The 22,261-nt window shown below is 58.2% G+C and carries 23 protein-coding genes and 1 pseudogene; 8 read left to right on the top strand and 16 right to left on the bottom strand.

What is annotated here, in order from left to right:
- From BJQ17_RS31385 to kdsA, 6 genes are all read right to left on the bottom strand, one after another.
- Nucleotides 1–578: glycosyltransferase (locus tag BJQ17_RS31385; protein WP_139139815.1), on the bottom strand; the 578-nt coding region annotated here is incomplete at its 3' end.
- A gap of 63 nt (nt 579–641) precedes the next feature.
- Nucleotides 642–1,730: a polysaccharide biosynthesis/export family protein gene (locus BJQ17_RS24515; RefSeq protein WP_070096787.1), complete on the bottom strand. Its 1,089-nt coding sequence runs from the start codon at nt 1,728–1,730 to the stop codon at nt 642–644.
- The gene (locus BJQ17_RS24510) at nt 1,723–2,829 is read right to left on the bottom strand and encodes an ABC transporter permease (RefSeq protein WP_070096786.1); all 1,107 of its coding nucleotides are present in this window, start codon (nt 2,827–2,829) and stop codon (nt 1,723–1,725) included. The genes BJQ17_RS24515 and BJQ17_RS24510 overlap by 8 nt, the downstream gene beginning before the upstream one ends.
- 54 nt (nt 2,830–2,883) lie before the next feature.
- Nucleotides 2,884–3,462, bottom strand: coding sequence for an ABC transporter ATP-binding protein (locus tag BJQ17_RS24505; RefSeq protein ID WP_256559932.1), 579 nt, complete (start codon nt 3,460–3,462; stop codon nt 2,884–2,886).
- Between the two features lie 88 nt (nt 3,463–3,550).
- Nucleotides 3,551–4,342: an ABC transporter permease gene (locus tag BJQ17_RS24500; protein ID WP_083285107.1), complete on the bottom strand. Its 792-nt coding sequence runs from the start codon at nt 4,340–4,342 to the stop codon at nt 3,551–3,553.
- Nucleotides 4,343–4,992: 650 nt separating this feature from the next.
- The gene (gene kdsA / locus BJQ17_RS24495) at nt 4,993–5,835 is read right to left on the bottom strand and encodes a 3-deoxy-8-phosphooctulonate synthase (RefSeq protein ID WP_070096783.1); all 843 of its coding nucleotides are present in this window, start codon (nt 5,833–5,835) and stop codon (nt 4,993–4,995) included.
- Between the two features lie 294 nt (nt 5,836–6,129).
- Here kdsA and pgi point away from each other — a divergent pair, with 294 nt between their 5' ends.
- Both pgi and BJQ17_RS24485 read left to right on the top strand, forming a co-directional pair.
- Entirely contained in the window at nt 6,130–7,794 is a 1,665-nt protein-coding gene (gene pgi, locus BJQ17_RS24490; protein ID WP_070096782.1) for a glucose-6-phosphate isomerase, read from the top strand.
- Nucleotides 7,795–7,984: 190 nt separating this feature from the next.
- Nucleotides 7,985–8,788, top strand: coding sequence for a hypothetical protein (locus tag BJQ17_RS24485; protein ID WP_070096781.1), 804 nt, complete (start codon nt 7,985–7,987; stop codon nt 8,786–8,788).
- 198 nt (nt 8,789–8,986) lie between these two features.
- Here BJQ17_RS24485 and BJQ17_RS24480 read toward each other — a convergent pair whose 3' ends face one another.
- Nucleotides 8,987–9,262, bottom strand: a complete 276-nt coding sequence (locus BJQ17_RS24480; protein ID WP_003252758.1) for a DUF3077 domain-containing protein — start codon at nt 9,260–9,262, stop codon at nt 8,987–8,989.
- A gap of 803 nt (nt 9,263–10,065) precedes the next feature.
- On the opposite strand from BJQ17_RS24480, the gene BJQ17_RS24475 reads away from it, so the two are divergent.
- A complete protein-coding gene (locus BJQ17_RS24475) occupies nt 10,066–10,401 on the top strand; it encodes a ComEA family DNA-binding protein (protein WP_003252760.1) in 336 nt (111 codons plus the stop codon).
- 92 nt (nt 10,402–10,493) lie between these two features.
- Here the strand turns inward: BJQ17_RS24475 and BJQ17_RS24470 are convergent, their stop codons facing one another.
- The gene (locus tag BJQ17_RS24470) at nt 10,494–10,661 is read right to left on the bottom strand and encodes a DUF2897 family protein (protein ID WP_003252762.1); all 168 of its coding nucleotides are present in this window, start codon (nt 10,659–10,661) and stop codon (nt 10,494–10,496) included.
- Between the two features lie 183 nt (nt 10,662–10,844).
- On the opposite strand from BJQ17_RS24470, the gene pyrF reads away from it, so the two are divergent.
- Complete coding sequence (gene pyrF, locus BJQ17_RS24465; protein ID WP_003252765.1) at nt 10,845–11,546, top strand: orotidine-5'-phosphate decarboxylase; 702 nt, start codon at nt 10,845–10,847, stop codon at nt 11,544–11,546.
- Nucleotides 11,547–12,037: 491 nt separating this feature from the next.
- On the opposite strand, the gene BJQ17_RS24460 is transcribed toward pyrF, so the two are convergent.
- Nucleotides 12,038–13,039, bottom strand: a complete 1,002-nt coding sequence (locus BJQ17_RS24460; protein ID WP_003252767.1) for an NADP-dependent oxidoreductase — start codon at nt 13,037–13,039, stop codon at nt 12,038–12,040.
- A gap of 177 nt (nt 13,040–13,216) precedes the next feature.
- Here BJQ17_RS24460 and BJQ17_RS24455 point away from each other — a divergent pair, with 177 nt between their 5' ends.
- On the top strand, nt 13,217–13,978 hold the full coding sequence (locus BJQ17_RS24455; protein ID WP_070096780.1) for an SDR family oxidoreductase: 762 nt from the start codon (nt 13,217–13,219) through the stop codon (nt 13,976–13,978).
- Between the two features lie 148 nt (nt 13,979–14,126).
- Here the strand turns inward: BJQ17_RS24455 and BJQ17_RS24450 are convergent, their stop codons facing one another.
- A complete protein-coding gene (locus BJQ17_RS24450) occupies nt 14,127–14,870 on the bottom strand; it encodes an outer membrane beta-barrel protein (RefSeq protein WP_070096779.1) in 744 nt (247 codons plus the stop codon).
- Nucleotides 14,871–15,274: 404 nt separating this feature from the next.
- Between BJQ17_RS24450 and BJQ17_RS32650 the strand changes: the two are divergent.
- Together BJQ17_RS32650 and BJQ17_RS32645 are read left to right on the top strand one after the other, a co-directional pair.
- Nucleotides 15,275–16,306, top strand: a pseudogene (locus BJQ17_RS32650) (methyl-accepting chemotaxis protein); the annotation flags it as partial.
- A 27-nt stretch (nt 16,307–16,333) separates the two neighbouring features.
- A complete protein-coding gene (locus tag BJQ17_RS32645) occupies nt 16,334–17,215 on the top strand; it encodes a methyl-accepting chemotaxis protein (protein WP_370626784.1) in 882 nt (293 codons plus the stop codon).
- A gap of 96 nt (nt 17,216–17,311) precedes the next feature.
- On the opposite strand, the gene BJQ17_RS24440 is transcribed toward BJQ17_RS32645, so the two are convergent.
- Nucleotides 17,312–18,502, bottom strand: coding sequence for a benzoate/H(+) symporter BenE family transporter (locus BJQ17_RS24440; RefSeq protein ID WP_070096777.1), 1,191 nt, complete (start codon nt 18,500–18,502; stop codon nt 17,312–17,314).
- A gap of 144 nt (nt 18,503–18,646) precedes the next feature.
- On the opposite strand from BJQ17_RS24440, the gene BJQ17_RS24435 reads away from it, so the two are divergent.
- The gene (locus BJQ17_RS24435; RefSeq protein ID WP_003252786.1) at nt 18,647–19,249 is read left to right on the top strand and encodes a glutathione S-transferase family protein; all 603 of its coding nucleotides are present in this window, start codon (nt 18,647–18,649) and stop codon (nt 19,247–19,249) included.
- A gap of 138 nt (nt 19,250–19,387) precedes the next feature.
- Here the strand turns inward: BJQ17_RS24435 and BJQ17_RS24430 are convergent, their stop codons facing one another.
- The 5 genes from BJQ17_RS24430 to BJQ17_RS24410 form a co-directional block, all read right to left on the bottom strand.
- Nucleotides 19,388–19,759, bottom strand: a complete 372-nt coding sequence (locus BJQ17_RS24430) for a glutaredoxin (RefSeq protein ID WP_003252787.1) — start codon at nt 19,757–19,759, stop codon at nt 19,388–19,390.
- 59 nt (nt 19,760–19,818) lie between these two features.
- Nucleotides 19,819–20,364, bottom strand: a complete 546-nt coding sequence (gene folE / locus BJQ17_RS24425) for a GTP cyclohydrolase I FolE (protein WP_003252789.1) — start codon at nt 20,362–20,364, stop codon at nt 19,819–19,821.
- A 70-nt stretch (nt 20,365–20,434) separates the two neighbouring features.
- Nucleotides 20,435–20,995, bottom strand: coding sequence for a Smr/MutS family protein (locus BJQ17_RS24420; protein ID WP_003252791.1), 561 nt, complete (start codon nt 20,993–20,995; stop codon nt 20,435–20,437).
- Between the two features lie 174 nt (nt 20,996–21,169).
- Nucleotides 21,170–21,490 (bottom strand): hypothetical protein, encoded by a 321-nt coding sequence (locus tag BJQ17_RS24415; protein WP_004577080.1) that lies wholly within the window; start codon nt 21,488–21,490, stop codon nt 21,170–21,172.
- 85 nt (nt 21,491–21,575) lie between these two features.
- Nucleotides 21,576–22,166 carry a cysteine hydrolase family protein gene (locus BJQ17_RS24410; RefSeq protein ID WP_003252796.1) on the bottom strand — a complete coding sequence of 197 codons (591 nt, stop codon included), beginning with the start codon at nt 22,164–22,166 and terminating at the stop codon, nt 21,576–21,578.
- Nucleotides 22,167–22,261 lie beyond the last annotated feature (95 nt).

The following is a 22,261-nucleotide window of genomic DNA, read 5'->3' as shown; positions in this document are numbered from 1 at the left end:
TTAGCAAATCGGAATTTCAACGCATGGTTATCGCTAAATTCATTACGATTTTCCATGAAGAAAATCATGTTGGCGCTAACCATTTTCAATTCTTTACCGTTGCGCAGTGCGTTTTGTAAGCACTGATCAATTGCTTCAAAATAGTTTAGCGATAAAAAGTCATCGGGGTCGACGAATGTGACCCAATCATGTTTCGCATATCGCAATCCATTATTACGGGCTTGGGCCTGACCTGCATTGCTTTGTTTGATATAGCGAATGTTAAATGGGTACTTTCTAACCCACTGATTGATTATTTCTGCGGAGTTATCAGTGGAGCCATCATCCACCATGATGATTTCAATGTATTGTTCAAAATCAATGGTTTGATTTACTATGGACTCAAAGAATGCGGTTAGGTACAAACCAACATTGTATACAGCTGCAATAATTGAATAAGTGGATTCTGAGGTTTTTTTTTCGAGGCCTTCAGGTATCTCAAATGGCAATTTTAGAACTTCAGGTTTGATTGGTGCTGCTATTCTAGTCGAATTAGTGTTCTGGGCGCGTTTGGTGTTTCTATTACGTTTTCTGGCCATGAGGGTAGTATTTAATATCGTTGTGGGCGAGCAGCAGAACTGCTCGCGCTGGCTTTTGGGCGGTTAGTTTGCGATTCCGGTGGCGCGGCTGAAAATCATTGTTTGAACGATAGGTGAAATAATTTTTTGCCACTCATAAACGGCCGCATTTGTGACGTAAATTGTATCGTCCGGCTTCATGACAATTTGGCGCGCATAGAAAATAGCGGCGGGATCGCGCATATTCAGCCGAAGAACTTTAGGCTTGGAACTGCCATTCTCCATCCGGAAAACAAATACACCTTCTGCATTCGCATTACCTTCGCGTAAACCCCCAACAGAGCCGAGCGCATCAAGCAAGCTAGTGTTCCTAGCGGGCAAGTCTTTAAGGCCAGGCTCATTTACTGCGCCCATCGCGACAAAACGCTGCCTTGCCCGATCGAGCACCACTTCAGAGTTAGGCTGAAGAACCATGTTATTGCCAGCAAGGATATCTTCGTAATTAAATTGCTTTACATCATTACCTGTGCGGACAGTGACGTTCACTAAGTGCGGTTCCAATACTGGGCCTCCAGCCTGATTTACAGCGTCAAGTAATGTTAGTGGCCCTTGGAGTGTGCTGAAACGACCAGGAGATTTGACTGCACCTGCGACCAGAACTGATCCAGATAGATCTCCTACTAACTCGACGTGGGTCTGCACGTCGGAGGTAATACCTTTGAGCTGACGACGAATCATGTTTTCAACCTGATTCAACGTCATGCCAGCCACGAACTGTCTCCCTACATAAGGTAGAGACAGCATCCCTTGAGCATCAATTCGGGATTTAAGCTGTGTGCCTCCAGTGGCAAGCGGTGCGAATAGTGCAGAACCTTCGGGTGCAGTGTCAGCGATGAGTACATTGAGTATGTCGCCAGACATTAAACGCACTTCTGGTGAAAGTGGTTTGGTCACATTTTTTAAAGCAGGAGGTTCAGCGTCACGCATGTAGGGTGCGATAGTTTTAGAATTGATATCTACAAGAGTATAAGAGCCATTTTTTTCTTCAATTGCACCCTTGTATGGCCCCGCGCCAGAAAGTGTTCCGCCACAACCGGACAAGGCAAGTGTCGCTAAGGCCACCGCTGCTAGCTTCAGGTTGAAATTGCGAGAGAAAGCCAGAGATTTAATCACGATGATCCTCGATCGAAGCCAAAATGAAGCGAGTGATGCCGTATAGCATCAGGAGGCCTAAAAGAATAGTTGCCAAATTATATAAACGCTCTGGGTAGAGAGCGAGTTGCGGGGTATTGGGGCTGACTACTGTGACCAAAGTGCGAATTTTTTTGCTCGCCTCGATGCGTGCGTTATCTAGTGCCGCGACAGAGGTTTTATAGGTCTCTTCCGCGATACCGGCGTCGAGAGTTAATTGTTGGTAGCGTGAGGCTACTACGTTAAGCTGGGAGCCTTGGGGGGAGGAAACAAGTAACCGCTTTTCTTTGGCTAGCTGCTGGGTGATAGCTTCGACCTTTTGCTTCTGCTGACGGATCTGTGGTGCATTGCCGCGCAGTTTGAAGGACATCTCCGTAAGGGCTGCTTGTTCTTTAGTGTACTGACTCTCCAGTTCGGCAATGATAGTTGCACGGCTTTGTGCGGTGTTTCCGCCGTCGAGAACCTTATTGTCGTTTTGGAAGGTCAGCAGTTGGGTTTTACGCTTGGCATAGTTCTGGCGAGCGCTTTCCAGTTCACCTTGTGCAAACTTCATCTGTTCACGAGCTATGTTGTGGCTAACCTCGTTTACAAAATGCTCGCTTGCTTGGAGAATCACGCGCAGCATTTGCTCGGATAGTTCAGGTGTAAAGGCTTGGACTTCTACCTGTAGCAGGCCGGTAGTCTCATCGTAGTGGGCAGAAACCATACGCTTGTAGTATTTCAGCAGGTCCTCTCGCGGGGCATCCTTGTCTAGCCAAAAGAACACATCGCTGCGCTGAGCGGAAAACTGTTCCACCCAATGCACTTGGCTCTCCAGTAACAACATCATGTCCATAGAGGTGATGTATTCACGAAGATAGAGCGTTTCCTCTCTTGATGCGGGGTTGGCGCCGGTCAGTAGGGTGGCCAAGCCAGGAACTTGAGCGCCTTGGTTATTCCCGTCTTGACGCACGACTACTTGAGCAGAACTGACAAAACGATCAACTGCAAACACCCAGTAGTATACGGCTGCCAAAATCATTGGCAAAATCACCATGGCGATTGTTAGGCGCCAGCCCTTCTTGTTGCCCGTACTGCTCATAGTTGGATGCATCCTTGAAATGGAACGGTGTCACTTAAATGGAATAGAGGGTGATCAAGTATTGTAAGCATTGATGCCTTCCGCGACGTCGTCATAAATCTGTATGCCACCATTGCGTACAAGCAGCACCACATCGCAAAGCTTTTCAATCTCTGGCATGGAGTGGGAAACCAGCACGATATTAGATTTTTTTAATTTGTCTTTGAAAATTTCTGCACATTTACGTTTAAATTGTGCGTCCCCGACCGACATCACCTCATCAATTAGGTAGTAATCAAAATCGAAGGCCATACTTAAACCAAATGCTACTCGCGACCGCATACCTGAGGAGTAGGTTTTGATAGGCTCGTCAATCCAGTCACCTATTTCGGCAAATTCTTGGACAAAACGTACTTTTTCACGCATGGCTTCGCCAGTGGCGCCATAAACGCGACATACAAATTTTATATTGTCGCGGCCTGTCATGCTGCCTTGAAAACCACCAGTCAATCCAACAGGCCAGGAGATGCTTCGGTCTGTGACGATCGTTCCGGAATCCGGAACGTCGGCCCCACCAAGCAGTCGCATGAGCGTGGACTTGCCTGCGCCATTGCGGCCGATTAGGCCAATGTTCTTGCCTGGCGGTATAGCCATTGACAGGTTACGGAAGACGTATCGGCGACCTTTGGGGGTGAGGTACGACTTTGTGACGTTTCTGAGTTCAAACACTTTTGGCCTGTACTTAACCGTTCTTGGTGGAGATAAGATGCATCCTGCGTGCGCGATAAGCGCCAAGGGACAGGAACAGCAAAACCAGGGTGAAGGTAAACACGTAGGTCTCAGATACGCCGTCGACCGGGGTGTAGTGGGGCAGAACTTCGGCGCGGATCAGTTCTAGAATGTGCAGGAAAGGGTTTAGCAAGAGTACTGGCATCATGGCCTGAGGTAGGTAGGATGCGGGGATCAACACACCTGAGATGAAGTAGAGTGGGAAGAACGCCATTCGTATGACGATCTTCAGGCTAGGTAAGGCGTGGGTGATCAAGGCCAAGAGCATTCCTAGGCCGAAAGCGAACAGCAAGCCCAGAAGCAGTGTTGATATCCATTGGAGAGGCCTGTGAACAGACATATCGAAACCAAACCAAGCGAAACCAAACACCAAAATGGCGTAAACGGTCGCAGCAATGCAGGTTTCGACGATGACGCGCGCTATGTAAGTGTCTAGGGGTTTGATCTGCTTGTAGCCGAATAGGGATCGGTTTTCACGCAGGCTGTCCATCAGACGCAGGGCAGTATTGCGGTAGAGCAGGAACGGAGCCATACCAACCAAGATGAAAACTGGGTACTCAACACCAGAAACGGTGCGCCCACGCAGCATGGCAAATAGAAGGGAAAAAAGCAGAAGGTGCGCCAATGGTTCTAGTAGCATCCATACGGCACCGAGGCGACTGTCACCGATTCGTGCGCGCGCCTCACGTAAGACGAGAGCAAAAATGACTGATTTCTGAATCTGCAGAGAGGAACGAGGCTTCAAGATGGCGACCGCAAAGCAAAGCAGCGCGCCTAAGCACGCCGGAATTCATCTTCACGAAAGGCCCGATTCCCTAGGTGGGAGGCAGGGAATATCCCGGATACTTCCATGTACTAAGGTGGGCGAGGGTAATTGGGCTAGCCGCGAGCGTCAAGGAAAAATGTGGCAAATTTTTATAAAATTTTGGGTCTTTTCACACTGCCTACAGGTTGGGGGGGCGGATTCATGAGTACGCACATTGGCGGTAGTTAGGGCAAGAACCGCGTGTCGGCTGGCGTGTGGCCGTCGGAATTGCTGGTCCGGAGAGCGGGAGATCATCTTGCTAGCAGAGGTGTTGCTCAGCTTTCGGGCTAAATATTGCCTTGTATCAGTCATAGTTAGCTTGATGATATAGGTTGTCACTGAATTCGGATCGCATTGGCTTGTGTGATTTTGGTTCGGTTAATGTTTTGTATTTATTTAAGCTACGTTAGGGTGTCCTGATTTGGGGTTGCAAATAAATGGTGGGATATTTAGTTTGAGTGCTTGGATGATTTTTTACATCTATTTTGATTTCTGGCTGCCTCTGAATTAGAAGCAGCTTTTCCTAGCGCAAACTCAAGGACGGCTAAGTGCCTTTCCTGGTGAGTCCGATTTTGTCACCATTAAGTCTGTCAAGGAATAATCAATGGCGGCAAAGATTTGACCAGATCATCCAGTGCCTTGATCTGCGCTAGGAACGGTTCCAACTTGTCTAGTGGCAGTGCGCTGGGGCCATCGCACTTGGCTTGTTCCGGATTTGGATGTGCCTCCAGGAACAGGCCAGCCAAACCTACGCTCATGCCAGCACGTGCCAAGTCCACGACCTGCTCGCGTCTGCCACCAGAAGCAGTGCCGGATGGGTCGCGATTTTGCAATGCGTGCGTCACGTCAAAAATGATAGGCAAGTCATCACAGGTGCGCTTCATTACGCCAAAGCCAAGCATATCTACGACTAGGTTGTCGTAGCCCATGCAAGTACCGCGATCGCACAGGATCAAGTGGCCGTTACCAGCCTCCTTGAATTTGTGCACGATGTTTTGCATTTGCGAGGGGCTAAGGAACTGGGGTTTTTTGATATTGACAGGCTTGCCAGTCTTGGCAAGCGCTACCACAAGGTCGGTTTGCCGTGCAAGAAAAGCAGGAAGCTGCAACACATCAACCACTTCAGAGACCGGGGCAGCTTGGTAAATTTCGTGAACGTCGGTGATGATCGGAACGCCGAACTCAGCTTTCACCTTTTCAAAGATGCGCAGTCCTTCTTCCATGCCAGGGCCGCGGAAGGAGTGAATGGAAGAGCGGTTGGCTTTATCAAAGCTAGCCTTGAAAACATACGGGATGCCCAGCTTGTCTGTTACTCGAACGTATTCCGCGCATGCAGTCATGGCAAGGTCTTCTGACTCAAGGACGTTGATACCACCGAACAGGACAAAAGGAGCGGAGTTCGAGCATTCGATTTTGGGGGTGATCTTGATCATTTTTTACTCAATATGTCCATGGGGAGAGGCCCATAGGGAGTGGCGAGGGCGAAATACAGCGTTCTCTCGCTACGCGTTGTTGATTCGATTCTACAATTTTTTGCTAGGTTGATCAGGGTTTGTTGTATTAGGCGGATCAGAGCAGCAAAGAACGCGCTTTTCGTCGCTCCTGAAAGCTAACCTTTCTGGCTTTCCCCTTTCCAGTGCGTGCTCAATGCCTATAATGGCGCCGAATCTGAACCTAGCAATGACTGCCGGGCTCAAGCATTACCTAGCATCAAGGATCTCCCTGCAATGGCGTTTTACCGTACACCTCACGATGTCACTGCTTTGCCAACCTGGAAGGCGCTTCAGCAACACCGCAATGCCATGCAAGGCTTCAGCATGCGTGAAGCCTTTGCCACAGATGCCAAACGCTTTGATGAATTTTCTCTCAGCAGCTGCGGCCTGTTCTTGGATTACTCCAAAAATCTGATCACCGAGCAGACTCGTGACTTGTTGGTGAAGCTGGCCAGAGAGGTCGGTCTTCAGGCGGCTATCCAGTCGATGTTCAGCGGCGAGGTTATCAACGCATCCGAAGGCCGTCCGGTGCTTCATACCGCGTTGCGTCGGCCGGTGGCTGACAAGTTGTGCGTCAATGGAGTGAACATCATTCCAGAGGTACACAAAGTCCTTAATCAGATCACCGAGCTGGTCAGCCGCATCCACAATGGCCTATGGCGCGGCTACAACGAAAAGCCGATTACCGACGTGGTCAACATTGGCATTGGCGGTTCGTTCCTCGGCCCCGAGCTAGTTTCCGAAGCGCTGCTACCCTATGCCCAGCGCGGCGTGCGCTGCCACTACCTGGCCAATATCGACGGCAGCGAGTTCCACGAACTGTCGGCCAACCTGCGCGCCGAAACCACCCTGTTCATCGTCTCTTCGAAGTCGTTTAATACCCTCGAAACGCTGAAAAATGCCATGGCCGCACGTACGTGGTACCTGGCCCAGGGTGGTACGGATGCCGAACTGTATCGCCACTTCATTGCGGTTTCCAGCAACAAGGCCGCCGCCGTGGCCTTCGGCATTCGCGAAGAGAACATCTTCCCAATGTGGGACTGGGTAGGTGGCCGTTACTCGCTATGGTCGGCCATCGGCCTGCCAATCGCGCTCGCCATCGGCATGGCCAACTTCAAGGAGTTGCTGTGCGGTGCCTACACCATGGACCAGCACTTCCAGACCGCACCGTTCGACAAGAACATGCCGGTGCTACTGGCCCTGCTGGGCGTGTGGTATCGCAACTTCTGGGACGCGAACAGCCACGCGATCCTGCCGTACGACCACTACCTGCGCAACATCACCAAGCACTTGCAGCAGCTGGACATGGAATCCAACGGCAAGAGCGTATTGCAAGACGGTACTCCGGTGAAGACCGACACCGGGCCGGTAATCTGGGGCGGCGTGGGCTGCAACGGCCAGCATGCCTATCACCAGTTGCTGCACCAAGGCACCCAGTTGATTCCGGCCGACTTCATCGTGCCGGTGGTTAGCTTCAACCCGGTGGCCGACCACCACCAGTGGCTGTACGCCAACTGCCTGTCGCAGAGCCAGGCGCTGATGCTGGGCAAAACCCGCGAGGAAGCCGAAGCCGAATTGCGCGCTAAAGGCCTCAACGAAGCGGACATCGAAAAGCTGGCCCCGCACAAGGTAATCCCGGGTAACCGCCCGAGCAACACGTTGGTGGTCGAGCGCATCAGCCCCCGCCGGCTGGGTGCGCTGGTGGCCATGTACGAGCACAAGGTGTTCGTACAGAGCGTTATCTGGGGTATCAACGCCTTCGACCAGTGGGGCGTAGAGTTGGGCAAGGAATTAGGCGAAGGTGTCTATCAGCGACTCACCGGCAATCTGGAAGAAACCGCTGAAGACGGATCCACTCAAGGGCTAATTAACTATTTCCGTGGCCGTCACCGCGGCTGATTTCTTGAAGCGGCTCAGCGTGCTGCCCCGAAAAGGGGCACACGTTCATATTAAGAGGGAATAGTCTGTCGGATGTTGGGTAGAGAGCGTCGGCCGAGTATCGGATTTACCTGTCACAAGTCGCTTAACGCCAAGTGAGCCGCCAGGTTAGTCGTGAAATACACTTCCCTTCAGCAAAACCCGCAAAATTATGGCAATCTGCCAAGCCTCGCTAGCCTTCTGGCTCGACTTGTACCCGTACCGTGGCATCTGCCCGGCACGCCTGCCTGACCGTGAAACGATGAACATCCCTAACTTCAAGAAGTTGTTTATGCCTGATATTTCAGCAGACGCAGCCAGCCTTATCCATGCCATAGCCTCTGCCACTGCGGTAATCGCAGCGCTGATCGCCGCCAGTGCGATGATCATTGCCCATATGACCTCGGATGTAAAAAACCAGCAAGCCGAAGTGCCCGTTTCCCGGGGGGCGCAGGTGGTTACTGTCGTCCAGGAGTCGGACGTGCAGGCCAGGCTGGAGATCGAGCAGCTCATGGAGCAGAACGATGCGCTCAGGGCGGAACTGGAGCGCGAGAGGGCCGAGCGGTTGAAGCTGGAAGCCAGCCTGAAGCCCAGAGCGCTGACGCCGCAGGCGCATGATGCGTTCAAGGCATTGGCGGGCGAGCTGAAGGCTAAGACGCTGGCGCCGGTGGTGTTGCTGAATATCCACAAAGATGACAAGGAAGCTGTGCGCTTTGCCAAGGAAATTGCCGTTGCGCTGACCAAGGCGGGTGTGCAGGTTCAGATCAAGCAGTTGCCCCTGCAGAAGCACAATACCGGTACCCAGGTGGTCGTTTATGCCGGGGCGGGCGGTGACGAGCTTGAGCAGGCATTCAAGACCGCTGAGTTTGCCTCTGACATCAAGCGCTCGGGGCAGAGCCCGCGGGTGAAGGTGGATGATGGGGACGCGATTGCCATTTCGGCATTTATCAGTGTTTATCCGCGCAGGGAGATTTGAGCGGCGGGTGGGGGCTGTGATCTTGTAGGCATTGGGGGGGATGGCACCGGCGGTGCCGGTGTTCGCGGGCGCGCCCGCTCCCACAGGGCGGGGGCTTGGCCACTGCAGTGGTTTGCCCTCGCCATGTCTGGGCTGATGAAGCCCATTTCTTCTGACTGCAAGCGAGGCATAGCCTCGCCTGGTCTCGCGTCATTCCCTTCAGTGCTGCCTGTTTTTCGCAATCTCGATGTCGTTCATCAGGGCTTTTGCGGTGGCCAGCAGGTAGTCCGCTGCGCCCAGCATCTTGTGGTCGTCTTCCATGTCACCTTCGCGTACCAGGTGCTTGCAGTAGCCCAGCAGGACGGAGACGTGTTCATAGGCGTCATCGACGGGGATGCCGGGTTGGACGCGGAGCAGGTCCAGGGTGGGGTTGCCGGCTTCGAGGAAGGTTTCGATGCCTGCGGTGAGGAGGGGGGATTGGTTGTTGTTCTTCATGGTGAGATTCCAGTGCGTTGTTAGAACTCACCACCTCGATCTTTCTCACGGACAAAGGTGGCAGCCATTGCGCGGGGTGAGAAACCGATGCACTGAAACCGGCCAAGCCGAAGCCTGCCCGCGAATGGCTGCCATTGAACAGTAGAGCAGCAGTGCACAACGAGTTCTCACACCCGGTCACCAACAGGGCGACCCGGTGAAGTTATCCCTGGGGCATTTCCCCGACAATTCAGCTGCTTCTGACTGGCGCGTAGGATAGTTCGCTTGGTTGTCGAGCTGAAGAGGTGGGGCAGGGTTTCAGGAAAGTCTGACGTGCTGAGTGTGCACCCCAAGGCAAGTAGCTTCGCCGTTATTGCCGACCGTTGTCGGCGGGGGTTTACCCGCGAACCGCCACCGCATTCGCGGGGGAAGCCCTGTACATCGATCGGGGGTGTTGAGCGGGGCGTTGGTGTCGCCATGTTCCAGATGCGCTTGAAGCCGCCACGGCCGGCTGCTTTACGGGGTGAGCCTTGTTCGGCGGGCATTGTAGGAGAATGGCCGGGCATTGGTGGGCAGTGGGTGTCGAACCAACCGGGATTTGGCTACAGGCACAGGGCCGGAGTCTTGTGCATCAAGGGCCGGGGCCGAGCGAGGAGGAAACGGCCACTGTTGGTGGGGGGGCGAAGTTGAGCGTTTTGCTGACCGATTCGGTAACCATTCGCCGGGGTGGTTGGGTGTGTTGCGACCGGGTTACCCGCTAGGGTTGGTTGCGCAGCCGAAGGAAAACGGTTGCTGGAAAATGACCAACCCAAGGAGTGTTGACCATGCGCAATAACGTTCTGTCGTACCTGCTGCTGCCGCTGTTCACCAGTTTGTCGTTCTCCCTTAGCGCCGCCCCGGCCAGCACCATGGCAGTGGCCGAACCGGTGCCGGTGGTGGCCCAGGCCCAGGCACAGCAGGCGCCGAGGCTGGACTTGAACACGGCAGATGCACTCACCCTGCAAAAGGAGCTGAACGGCATTGGCAAGGCCAAGGCGGAGGCTATCGTGGCCTACCGCGAGGCCAATGGGCCGTTTGCTTCAGTGGATGAGTTGCTGGAAATAAAGGGCATAGGCAATGCGTTGCTGGAGCGCAACCGGGACAAGGTGATGGTGGAGTAAGCGGGCAGGGGCCGGGGTGATGCCCTGGCCCGGCCTTTACGTGCCGGGAATGGCGCGCTCCCGCAGGCGCAGCGCCTGAAGGGCTGGGCGTTTTAGCGGTCTTGTGCGTCCTTGGCATCCGCCTCGGCATTGCGCTCATGTACCTTGCGCAATTGCTCTTCGGTCAGCGGCAGTTTTTTGGCCGTGTCGCGTAGCATCATCAACCCGCCGACAATCGAGCCGAGGGCTATGATGAGTATCAGCCAGGCATACCAGGGCATTGTCGTTCTCCTTAGATCGGGCCATGGGCAACGGTTACATAAGTTTTGAGCAATTGCCCGTTCCGTTGGTTCAATTATAGGTGCCAGGCCGTGCAGGGCCAATTCCGTGACCTGCGGGCCCCAAAGCCTGCGTCACTTCGTTTACAATGCGCGCCGTTTACGACTTGCCAAGAGACCCTGCCCATGTCCGCCTGCCAGACGCCCCTGATCGTCGCCCTGGATTTCCCTACCCGTGAGGCCGCCCTGAAGCTGGCTGACCAGCTTGACCCTGCGCTGTGCCGGGTGAAGGTTGGCAAGGAGCTGTTCACCAGCAGCGCTTCGGGCATTGTCGAAACCCTGTGTGACAAGGGCTTCGAAGTGTTCCTGGACCTCAAGTTCCACGACATTCCCAACACCACCGCCATGGCGGTAAAGGCCGCCGCCGAGATGGGCGTGTGGATGGTTAACGTACATTGCTCCGGTGGCCTGCGCATGATGGTGGCCTGCCGTGAAGAGCTGGCCAAGCGCAGCGGCCCGCAGCCGTTGCTGATTGGCGTGACCGTGCTGACCAGCATGGAGCGTGAAGACCTGGCCGGCATTGGCCTGGATGTCGACCCCCAAGAGCAAGTGCTGCGTTTGGCGGCGCTGGCGGAAAAAGCGGGTATGGACGGTTTGGTGTGCTCGGCGCTCGAGGCCCCGGCACTGAAGGCGGCGCACCCATCGTTGCAATTGGTGACCCCGGGCATTCGCCCGGCGGGCAGCGCGCAGGATGACCAGCGCCGCATCCTCACCCCGCGTCAGGCACTGGATGCCGGTTCGGACTACCTGGTGATCGGCCGGCCGATCAGCCAGGCTGCAGACCCTGCGCAAGCGTTGGCAGCGGTGGTGGCGGAGATTCGTGGGTAATTAACCTGCGGTTGTCCAGCAAGGGCCTGCGCCGAACCACCGATGTGGGCCCACCACCGATGCCTGTGTCGAACCCCTGATGTGGCTGCACCCCCGATCCGTGTGTAGGAGCGGGTTTACCCGCGAATACGGTAGCGGCGGCAACGGTGAACGGCCGGTGGAAATTGGTCGGCAGGGCTGGCCCTTTCGCGGGTGAACCCGCTCCTACGACGGGCTGTGCTGAGCCAGCGATGTGTGTGTCCGCGAATGCGGCGGCAACGGTGGATGGCCGGTGGAAATTGGCCGGCAGGCCTGGCCCTTTCGGGCCACCGAGGCCTGTGTCGAACCATTGATGCGGCTGCGCCCCCCGTGTAGGAGCGGGTTTACCCGCGAATACGGTGGCGGGGGCAACGGTGGACGGCCGGTGGAAATTGGCCGGCAGGCCCGGCCCTTTCGCGGGTGAACCCGATTACAAGGGCGTGTGCCGGGCCATCGGTGCCGTGCAGGGGCGTTTAAACCTTCAACACCAACTTGCCAAAATTCTCCCCGCTGAACAGCTTCAACAAGGTCTCCGGGAAGGTTTCCAGCCCTTCCACCACGTCCTCTTTGCTCTTCACCTGCCCGCTGGCCAGCCAGCCGGCAATCTCCAGCGCGGCTTTGCCGTAGTCTTTGCTGTAATCCATCACCACAAAGCCTTCCATGCGCGCGCGGTTGACCAGCAGCGACAGGTAGTTGGCCGGGCCTTTTACCGCTTCTTTGTTGTTGTACTGGCTGATCGCGCCGCAAATCACGATGCGTGCCTTGAAGTTGATGCGCGTCAGCACGGCATCGAGGATGTCGCCGCCCACGTTGTCGAAGTACACGTCCACGCCTTTGGGGCATTCGCGCTTCAGGCCGGCCAGCACGTCTTCGGCCTTGTAGTCGATCACGCCGTCAAAGCCCAGTTCGTCCTTCAGGTACTGGCACTTTTCGGCACCGCCGGCAATGCCGACCACGCGGCAGCCCTTGATCTTGGCAATCTGCCCGACAATGCTGCCCACCGCACCGGCCGCGCCGGAAATGACCACGGTATCGCCAGCTTTGGGTTGGCCAACCTCCAGCAGGGCGAAGTAGGCGGTCATGCCGGTCATGCCCAAGGCTGACAGGTAACGGGGTAGGGGGGCGAGCTTGGGGTCGATCTTGTGCAGGCCCTGGGGCTCGCCGGTGAAGTAGTCCTGCACACCGAGGGCGCCGCTCACGTGGTCGCCGGGCTGGTAGCCGGGGTGATTGGAGGCAACCACTTCACCTACACCCAGCGCACGCATTACCTGGCCCAGGGCCACGGGCGGGATGTAGGACTTGCCTTCGTTCATCCAGCCGCGCATGGCCGGGTCCAGCGACAGGTACAGGTTACGCACCAGTACCTGGCCTTCGCCGGGTTGCTCGGCGGGTACGGTCTCGAAGCTGAAGTCGTCACGGCGCACGGCGCCGACCGGGCGTTTGGCAAGCAGGAAGCGGCGGTTGGTCTGGGTCATGGCGGGTCCTTGTGGGCTGTGGAGGGCGTAAGGCGTTCAATCTACCTTGTTGATGAAGGCGGTTCCTTAAAATCACTGACAAGCATGGTAGCCCAACCGTTGCTGTGATGATGCTGCCCGGCCGAGCGGTGGCTGACTATGCTCTGAACCCCACCCAACCCCTCACAGGAGCACGCGATGAGCATGACCTTTTCTGGCCAGGTAGCCCTGGTGACCGGCGCGGGTGCCGGCATCGGCCGGGCAACCGCCCTGGCGTTCGCCCACGAGGGCATGAAAGTGGTGGTGGCCGACCTCGACCCGTTCGGCGGCGAGGCCACCGTGGCGCAGATCCACGCGGCAGGCGGCGAAGCGCTGTTCATTGCTTGCGACGTGACCCGCGACGCCGAGGTGCGCCAGTTGCATGAGCGCCTGATGGCCGCCTACGGTCGGCTGGACTACGCCTTCAACAATGCGGGGATTGAGATCGAGCAACACCGCCTGGCCGAAGGTAGCGAGGCGGAGTTCGATGCCATCATGGGCGTGAACGTGAAGGGCGTGTGGTTGTGCATGAAGTATCAGTTGCCCTTGTTGCTGGCCCAGGGCGGTGGGGCCATCGTCAATACCGCGTCGGTGGCGGGGCTTGGGGCGGCGCCGAAGATGAGCATCTACAGTGCCAGCAAGCATGCGGTCATCGGCCTGACCAAGTCGGCGGCCATCGAGTACGCCAAGAAGGGCATCCGCGTGAACGCCGTGTGCCCGGCCGTGATCGACACCGACATGTTCCGCCGCGCCTACCAGGCCGACCCGCGCAAGGCCGAGTTCGCCGCAGCCATGCACCCGGTGGGGCGCATTGGCAAGGTCGAGGAAATCGCCAGCGCTGTACTGTACCTGTGCAGTGACGGCGCAGCGTTTACCACCGGGCATTGCCTGACGGTGGATGGTGGGGCTACGGCGATCTGAGTCGTTACCGTGCGGGCTGCTGCGTGGGCAAGCCCGCACCTGCGCGTGCGCTCACCAACCCCAGGCCAAACCCACCATGTCGCGCATGGGCAGGCTGCGCGTACCCAGGCCTCTCTTGAGCAAGCCGGGCAGTCAGCTGGCCACTCGGCTAAAAGCTGGCACCTATTTTCAGGCCATACTCGTCACGGGTTTGTTCGTCCGAGTCAGTCATCAGGAACTGCCCATCCAGTTCATAGTTGTAGCGGCTGAAGTAAAGCGAAGCGTATACCGGCACAGTACCGTGTTGGTTGAACAGCACACTAAGTTCGGCAAAGGGGTTGGTGGTATCTTTCAAATCAAGCTCTTCGTTGCTGATGCCATGTATTTTCAATTGCGAATCGCCATTGATAACCTGGCGTATGCCCGCCTCGAAACGCAAGGTGGCATTATTGAAGCGGTAATTGTAACCCGCCGCCAGCTTGGCGAACGGCGTGCGGTTGGTAAGGTCGACATCATGGCGGCTGGTATTGGGTTCCAACCGGTTCCATTTGTAACCGGCGCCCAGCAGCAGGTCGACTGAATGCCGTTCGGCCAGTGCCAACCGCCAACCCAGGTCCAGGTCGGCCTGGCCGTCCTTGAGCTTCTGGTCATGCTGTTTCGAGTACATGCCACTGGCCTCGGCCTGGTAGACAAGGCCTTGCGTGGCCGTCATCTTGTTGCCGTAGTTGAGGAATAAGCCCCCTTCGGGCATATCTTCGGTTTCATTATTACGGCCGTTGAGTTCCAGTTGGGTGTAGCTCCCTTGTAAGCCAAGGGTGAATAACGGGGCGGTGGAAGTTTCGGCATAGCCAACGGTTGGCACAGTAAACAGCAGCAACGGGGTGACCACAGCAGTAAATATGGCTGTTTTCATTGCAAGCTCCAGGGTGCACTGCAGGTCCGGAGAACGGGCCAGTTACCGATCACGATAGCGACGTTTTTATTGTGTGCAGGGGTGTTTAAAAAAATTTCAATACCCCACTTTTGGCGCAAATTTAATGGCGTCAAGAGTGATTAATAAAGTGTGGATTGGAATAAATGAATGTTTTACTTGCGCCGATTTAATATGGGTGGGCGCCGTCGCAGGTTGAGGGACGGGCTATCATTGATGGCCTAGTGATATCGTTTACAGCTGGCACTGAAAGCGACCCTTTTGCAGCCAAAAACGACAAGACATAGCTATTTGACACTATTCTGACGTCAGCCCCTTGTTCATTGGCAGACAACGTTGCCACCCTTAGCCTTCGGATAACCTCACTGGCTGAAAGGGGATCGGCGATGGGCGCGAGCAAGCACGGTGTGCTGGCCAACCTGGGCATGGCCCGCAAACTTGGCCTGGGCTTTGCCTTGGTGCTGCTGCTGACACTGGCGGTGGCGGCTATCGGCGTCGCGGCGTTGCACAGCGTTGGCCAGCGCTTCGACAGCTTGCGTCAGCTGGCCCAGTTCAATACCGACTTGCTGCGTTTGCGCGAGCATGAGCAGGCGTTTGCCCTGCGCTCCGACACGCAGCAGGCCGACGCCTTGCGTGGCGGCCTGCAGGGCTTGGTGGAGCGCGCCCGCGGCCTGCCGGCGCTGGCGGCGGCGCAAACCGATCTTGCGGCCTATGGCCAGGCCTTCGAAGCCTTTGTCGAGGCCGTGCAAGCCAAGGAGCTGGCGCTGGACATGGCCAGCTGGTCGGTGTCCAACGTGTCCAACAACCTTGATGTGCTGCAGGCCGGCCTGGCCGATGACGGCGTGTACACCCTCAAGCAGTCCCAGGGCCAGCAGGGTGGCGAGTTTCTGGAGCAAGCCGCGCAGGTGGCCCAGGTGTCGCGGCTGATGCTGCAGGCCATGGACGAAGCACGGGTACGCCTGGAAAAAAGCCGCAAGGGCGAGGAGGGTGTGAGCCAGGAGCGTATTGCCCAGACGGTGGAGGCCGCTGGCCTGGTCAGCCAGTTGCAAGGCGCGGTTGGCGATGCCGGTTACCAGAGTGTGTTGGGCGAAGTGGCGGGGCACATTGGCAGTTTCTCGGAAAAACTCAACGAATACACCGACCAGCTGGCCCGCGAGCAGGGGCTCAAGGCGCAGTTGCAAGCCAGCGCCGAGCGGGTTACCGGTCGTGTCGACCAGGCCTACCTTGGGCAGGAGCAGGCCCTGCAGGGCGAGCTGCAGCGTAATGCCTTGGCCATCGGCCTGGCCACGGCGCTGGCGCTGCTTGTAGGCGTGTTGGCGGCCTGGCTGATTACCCGGGCTGTGGTCGGCCCGTTGAAGCATGTGATTGCCCGTGCCCAGCGCATTGCGGCGGGGGAGCTGGGTTTCGACGCCCAGGCGCCGCGCCGGGATGAGGTGGGGCAACTGATGCAGGCCATGCAGCAGATGGCGGCGGGGCTCTCGGGCATTGTCAGCGGCTTGCAGCAGGGCATCGAACAATTGGCCGGCAGCGCCCAGGCGTTGTCGACGGTGACTGAGCAGACCAACCGCGAGGTGGGCAGCCAGAAGGAAGAAACCGAACAGGTGGCGACCGCCATGCAGCAGATGACTGCCACGGTGCACGATGTGGCGCGCAATGCCGAGGAGGCGGCGCAGGCGGCCCAGGCGGCGGACGAGAAGGTCGACACCGGCCAGCAGGTGGTGCGCCAGAGCATGCAGCGCATCGAGCAGCTGGCGTCGGCGGCAGAAGCTGCCAGCGCCGGCATCGACAGCCTCAGTGCCGAAATCCACACCATTGGTGACGTGTTGGAAGTGATCAAGAGCGTGGCCGAGCAAACCAACCTGCTGGCGCTTAATGCTGCCATCGAGGCTGCCCGCGCCGGCGAGCAGGGGCGCGGCTTTGCCGTGGTGGCCGATGAAGTGCGCGCCCTGGCGCGGCGTACCCGGCAATCCACCGAGCAGATAGAGACCTTGGTGGCCAGCCTGCGCGGCAATGCCCAACAGTCAGTGACGCAGATCCGCGGCAGTACCGAGCTGGTGCGGCTGGCCGTGGCCGATGCACTGCAGACCGAAAGTGCGCTGGGCAGCATTGCCGCAGCGGTGTCATTGATTCAGCAGATGAACCAGCAGATTGCCGCAGCCGCCGAGCAGCAGAGTTCGGTGGCGGAAGAGATCAGCCGCAGTGTCACGCAGATTCGCGGCAGTGCGGACCAGGCGGCGTTGGCGATGCAGGACAATGCCCGGTCTAGTGTCGAGCTGGCGCAGCTGGGCACCGATTTGAAGGGCATGGTGGGGCATTTCAGGTTGTAATCTCGTTGCCTGTGCCGGCCCATTCGCGGGTTGTGTGATTTCCCGTCGTAGGAGCGGGTTTACCCGCGAAGAGGCCACCCCAGGCAACAACAACCCTCACCCCCTGCGCGGGTTAAGAATCACCAAGGCCAACACCCCCGCCACAATCCCCCAGAACGCCGAACCAATCGAGAACAAGGTCAGCCCCGAAGCGGTCACCATAAAGGTGATCACCGCTGCCTCCCGCTCACGCGCCTCGCTCATGGCCACGGTCAAACCGTTCATGATCGAACCAAACAGGGCCAGTGCCGCAATCGACAGCACCAGTTCTTTCGGCAATGCCGCGAACAGTGCCGCCAAGGTGGCGCCGAACACCCCGGCAATGCCGTAGAAAATCCCGCACCACACCGCCGCGGTGTAGCGTTTGGCCGGGTCTTCATGGGCATGCGGCCCGGTGCAGATCGCCGCGCTGATCGCCGCCAGGTTGACCCCATGCGAGCCGAACGGCGCCAGCAGCAGCGAGGCAAAGCCGGTGGCCGAAATCAGCGGCGAGGCCGGTATCTGGTAGCCGTCGGCACGCAGGACGGCTACGCCGGGCATGTTCTGCGAGGTCATGGCCACCACGAACAGCGGAATGCCGATACTGATGGTTGCCGCCAGCGAGAAGCTTGGTGTGGTCCACACCGGCTTGGCCACTTCCAGGTGGAAGCCGCTGAAGTCCAGCAGGCCCAACGCGCCGGACAATGCCGTGCCCACCAACAGCGCGGCCAGCACGCAATAACGCGGCGACAGGCGCTTGACCAGCAGATAGCTGAAGAACATGCCCAGCACCAGCAACGTGCGGTGCTGGGCGGCCACGAAGATTTCGCTGCCGATCTTGAACAGGATGCCCGCCAGCAGCGCCGAGGCCAGCGAGGCCGGGATGCGTTTGACCAGGCGCTCGAAGCTGCCGGTCAGGCCGCACACCAGCACCAGCAAGGCGCAGGTAATGTAGGCGCCAATGGCTTCGCCATAGCTGACCCCACCCAGGCTGGTGATCAGCAGCGCCGCGCCGGGGGTGGACCAGGCGACGGTGACCGGTGTGCGGTAGCGTAGCGACAGGCCGATACTGCATACCGCCATGCCGATCGACAGCGCCCAGATCCATGACGAGATCTGCGCGGTGGTCAGCCCGGCCGCCTGGCCGGCCTGAAACATCAGCACCAGCGAACTGGTATAGCCGGTGAGCATGGCAATGAAGCCGGCGACCACCGCCGAGGGGGAGGAGTCTGCCAGGGGCCGCAGGCGTGCGGAAGTGGCATCGGTCATGAATAAAATCCTTGTAAAGGTGTAAGCAGTTTTTTCAGACTACAGCGAGCAAGGTTGATCCTTGCCATACAGCGGCCATTGCTTTTAGCCGTACAGTCGCCAAATATTGGGCGCAATTGCGAAACTGCTTTGCAGGGAGGGTCGATGTACAAGGTCTATGGCGACTACCAGTCGGGTAACTGTTACAAGGTCAAGCTCATGTTGAGCCTGCTGGGCCGGCCCTATGAATGGCACCCGGTGGACATCCTCAAGGGCGAGACCGAAACGCCCGAGTTTCTGGCGATGAACCCTAACGGCAAGGTACCGGTGCTGGAACTGGAAGACGGTAGCTACCTGTGGGAGTCCAACGCCATTCTCAACTTCCTGGCCGATGGCAGCGAGTTCCTGCCCAGCGAGCCGCGCCTGCGTACCCAGGTGCTGCAGTGGCAGTTTTTCGAGCAGTACAGCCATGAGCCGTACATTGCCGTGGCGCGGTTCATCCAGTTCTACCTGGGGCTGCCGGACGAGCGCCTGGACGAGTACCGCAAATTGCACAAGGGCGGCTACAAGGCGCTGAAGGTGATGGAGCGACAGTTGCAGATGACGCCTTACCTGGTGGGTGAGCACTACTCGATTGCCGATGTGGCGTTGTATGCCTACACCCATGTGGCGCAGCAGGGCGGGTTCGACCTGGCAGAGTACCCGGCGGTAAGGGCCTGGCTGGAGCGGGTCAGCAGCCACCCGCGGCATGTGCCGATGGTGGGTTGAAAGCCGACCTGTTTTCCAGGCGCTTGCGCAACCCTTGTGTTCGCGGGCGTGCCCGCGAACACGGGCGCAGCCCGTGCCAACCACCGCGATGCCTGCTTCGCGGGCTCGCCCGCTCCCACAAGGGATCTGCAGCGTCAGTCAGATGGTGGCAAACCGCTCATCCAGGTAAGCGATGATCGCCTTGGACTCATACATCCAAGTCACCTTGCCGGCTTCTTCAATGCGCAGGCATGGCACTTTCACTCGGCCGCCACCTTCTTGCAGGGCCTGGCGGTGCACCGGGTCGTTCTTGGCGTCGCGCAGCGCCACCGGCACGTTCAAACGGTGCAGGGTGCGGCGGGTTTTGACGCAGAACGGGCAGGCGTGGAACTGGTACAGCGCCAGCCCCTTGGCCGCTTGCTCGATGCGGGCCTGGGCGGCCGCGTCGCGCTTGCGCTTGGCCGGGCGGCTGATCCAGTCACCGAACACAATGAGCTGGCCGAGGCCAACCCGCAGGGCTTTGACGATCATGGGCAACTCCTGAAATGCAAAAGCCGACCCTGAAGGGTCGGCTTGGGGTCAGCAACCAATCACTTGATCAGGCTGAGGAACTCGCTACGGGTGGCGGCGTTATCGCGGAACTCACCCAGCATCACCGAGGTGATCATGGTCGAATTCTGCTTCTCGACACCGCGCATCATCATGCACATGTGCTTGGCTTCGACCACCACGGCCACACCCGCGGCACCGGTTACCTGCTGCACGGCTTCGGCGATTTGGCGGCTGAGGTTTTCCTGGATCTGCAGGCGGCGGGCGTACATGTCGACGATACGTGCCACCTTGGACAGGCCCAGTACCTTGCCCTTCGGCAGGTAGGCAACGTGTGCCTTGCCAATGAACGGCAGCATGTGGTGTTCGCACATCGAATACAGCTCGATGTCCCGGACCAGCACCATTTCGCTGTTGTCAGAGCTGAACAAAGCGTTGTTGGTGACTTCTTCCAGTGTTTGCTCATAACCGCGGCAAAGGTACTTCATCGCCTTTGCAGCCCGCTTGGGCGTGTCGAGCAGGCCCTCACGGGAGACGTCCTCGCCAATCTGGCTGAGGATCTCGGTGTAGTTCTGTTCCAGGGACATGGATCTACCTGTGGGAAAAAATCGCAAAAACGAAGGGTACGGCGGTGAGGGCGGCGCTGCAAGCGCGGCGTTACTCGTCGCGGCCTTCGAGCATGGTTCGCTTCAGCATCACATACACCGCGCCGGTGCCGCCGTGGCGGGCACTGCACGAGGCAAAACCGAGCACTTGCGGGTGCTGGCGCAGCCAGGTGTTGACGTGGCTCTTGATCATCGGGCGCTTGCCGTCCAGGCGCGCGGCCTTGCCGTGGGTCACTCGCACGCAGCGCACCTCCAGTTTGGTGGCTTCGGCGATGAAGTCCCACAAGGTTTCGCGGGCCTTTTCCACCGTCATGCCGTGCAGGTCGAGGCTGCCCTCGAATGGAATCTGCCCCAGCTTCAGCTTGCGCAGTTGGCCTTCCTGTACGCCATCGCGGCGCCACATCAGCTCGTCTTCGGCGCCTACGTCGATGACGAACTGGTCGGACATGCCATCGATGACCAAGGCCTTGTCACTGCGCACGGTCGCCGCCTGGCGCAGGCCGGCCAGCTTCTGGCGGTCGGCCTTGGGCTTGCCGACGTCGGCACGGTCGTGGCTGATCGGCTTTACGCCGCGCACTTCGGCCTTGAACAGGGAAAAATCGTCGTCTTGCATGATGCCTCCACGTAGGCGACGTAGTTTACGCGACTGTGGGGCCGTGTGCAGCCTGTGCGGGCCTCTTCGCGGGTAAACCCGCTCCTACGGGGATGTCACAGAGCCTGAAGGCGGCGGGGTACCTGTAGGAGCGGGTTTACCCGCGAAGAGGCCCGCACAGGTTACGCAAAACCATCAATCGTGCTTCTTCATCAGGTGCGGCGACAGGTTAAGCTCCCGCCCGCGGCGCAAGCGGATACGGCTGCGCCGCCAGAAGCGCACACCCAGCCACAGCAACAGCAAGCCAGCCACGGTGAGGATGCTGGACAACGGTTTGTTGGCGTTGAGTTCCTGCAGGGCAGGGTAGTTGCCCAGCAGGCCGGCGACGCCGGCCATGGCCAGCAATACGCCCAGCGTCGCCAGCAGGGCCGACAGACCGGCCGCCAGGCGGGCGCCCCAGTTACGCGGCTCGCGCGGGCGCAGGCGCTTGGCGTCGAAACTGCCTTTAAGCTTCATTCCGCTCTCCTCGGTGGATATCCGGAATTCGACCTGCTGCTGCCCATCGGGTTCCGCCCGGCTGCCGGGCGGTCCTGCAAGCCGCTCAGATCAGGCTCGCGGTGGGTGCGACGCAAGCGAAGTTGTCAGCCATCACGGCCATTTCGCACTGGTGAATCTGCGCGGCCGGAATGACGCCGTCCTTGAATGCCAGGTCGCGGGTGGCCGACGCGTCTTCTACCAGGGTGCACCGATAACCATAGTCCTTGGCGCGGCGAACGGTGGTGCTGACGCTGGAATGGCTCATGAAACCACAGACGATCAGGTCCAGGTGGCCCAGCTCCTGCAAAGTTTCGTGCAGCTTGGTGTTCTTAAACGCGTTGGGCATGCGTTTTTCGATGACGATTTCACCTTCCAGCGGCTCCAGCCCCGGAATGAACTGGCCAGCCGGCCCCTGGGGGTCGAAGCGGCCACCAACAGTGCCCAGGTGGCGAACATGGATGATCGGACGGCCGCTTTTACGGGCGGCGTCGAGCAACCTGGCGATGTTGGCCACGGCCTCGTCCATGCCTGACAGCTTCAGGGGACCACTGAGGTACTCCTTTTGTGCATCGATGATGATCAGGCTGGCGTGGCTCAGCTTGGCCGGCGGATAGTCGCGGCCAGTGAGGCGAAACATCGTGGTTGGAACGGACATCAAGGGCTCCTTGGATAGGGCTTTTGTATACCTATTCTCCCCTGCCTTGGCGCCAATGGGAATGGTTGACAACGCAAGCGGCATGGTTACTGGCC

The organism is Pseudomonas sp. NBRC 111139 (assembly GCF_001753955.1).
Classification (GTDB): domain Bacteria; phylum Pseudomonadota; class Gammaproteobacteria; order Pseudomonadales; family Pseudomonadaceae; genus Aquipseudomonas; species Aquipseudomonas alloputida.
The sequence above is the reverse complement of the archived record's forward strand: the minus strand, read 5'-3'. Positions and strand labels throughout refer to the sequence as shown.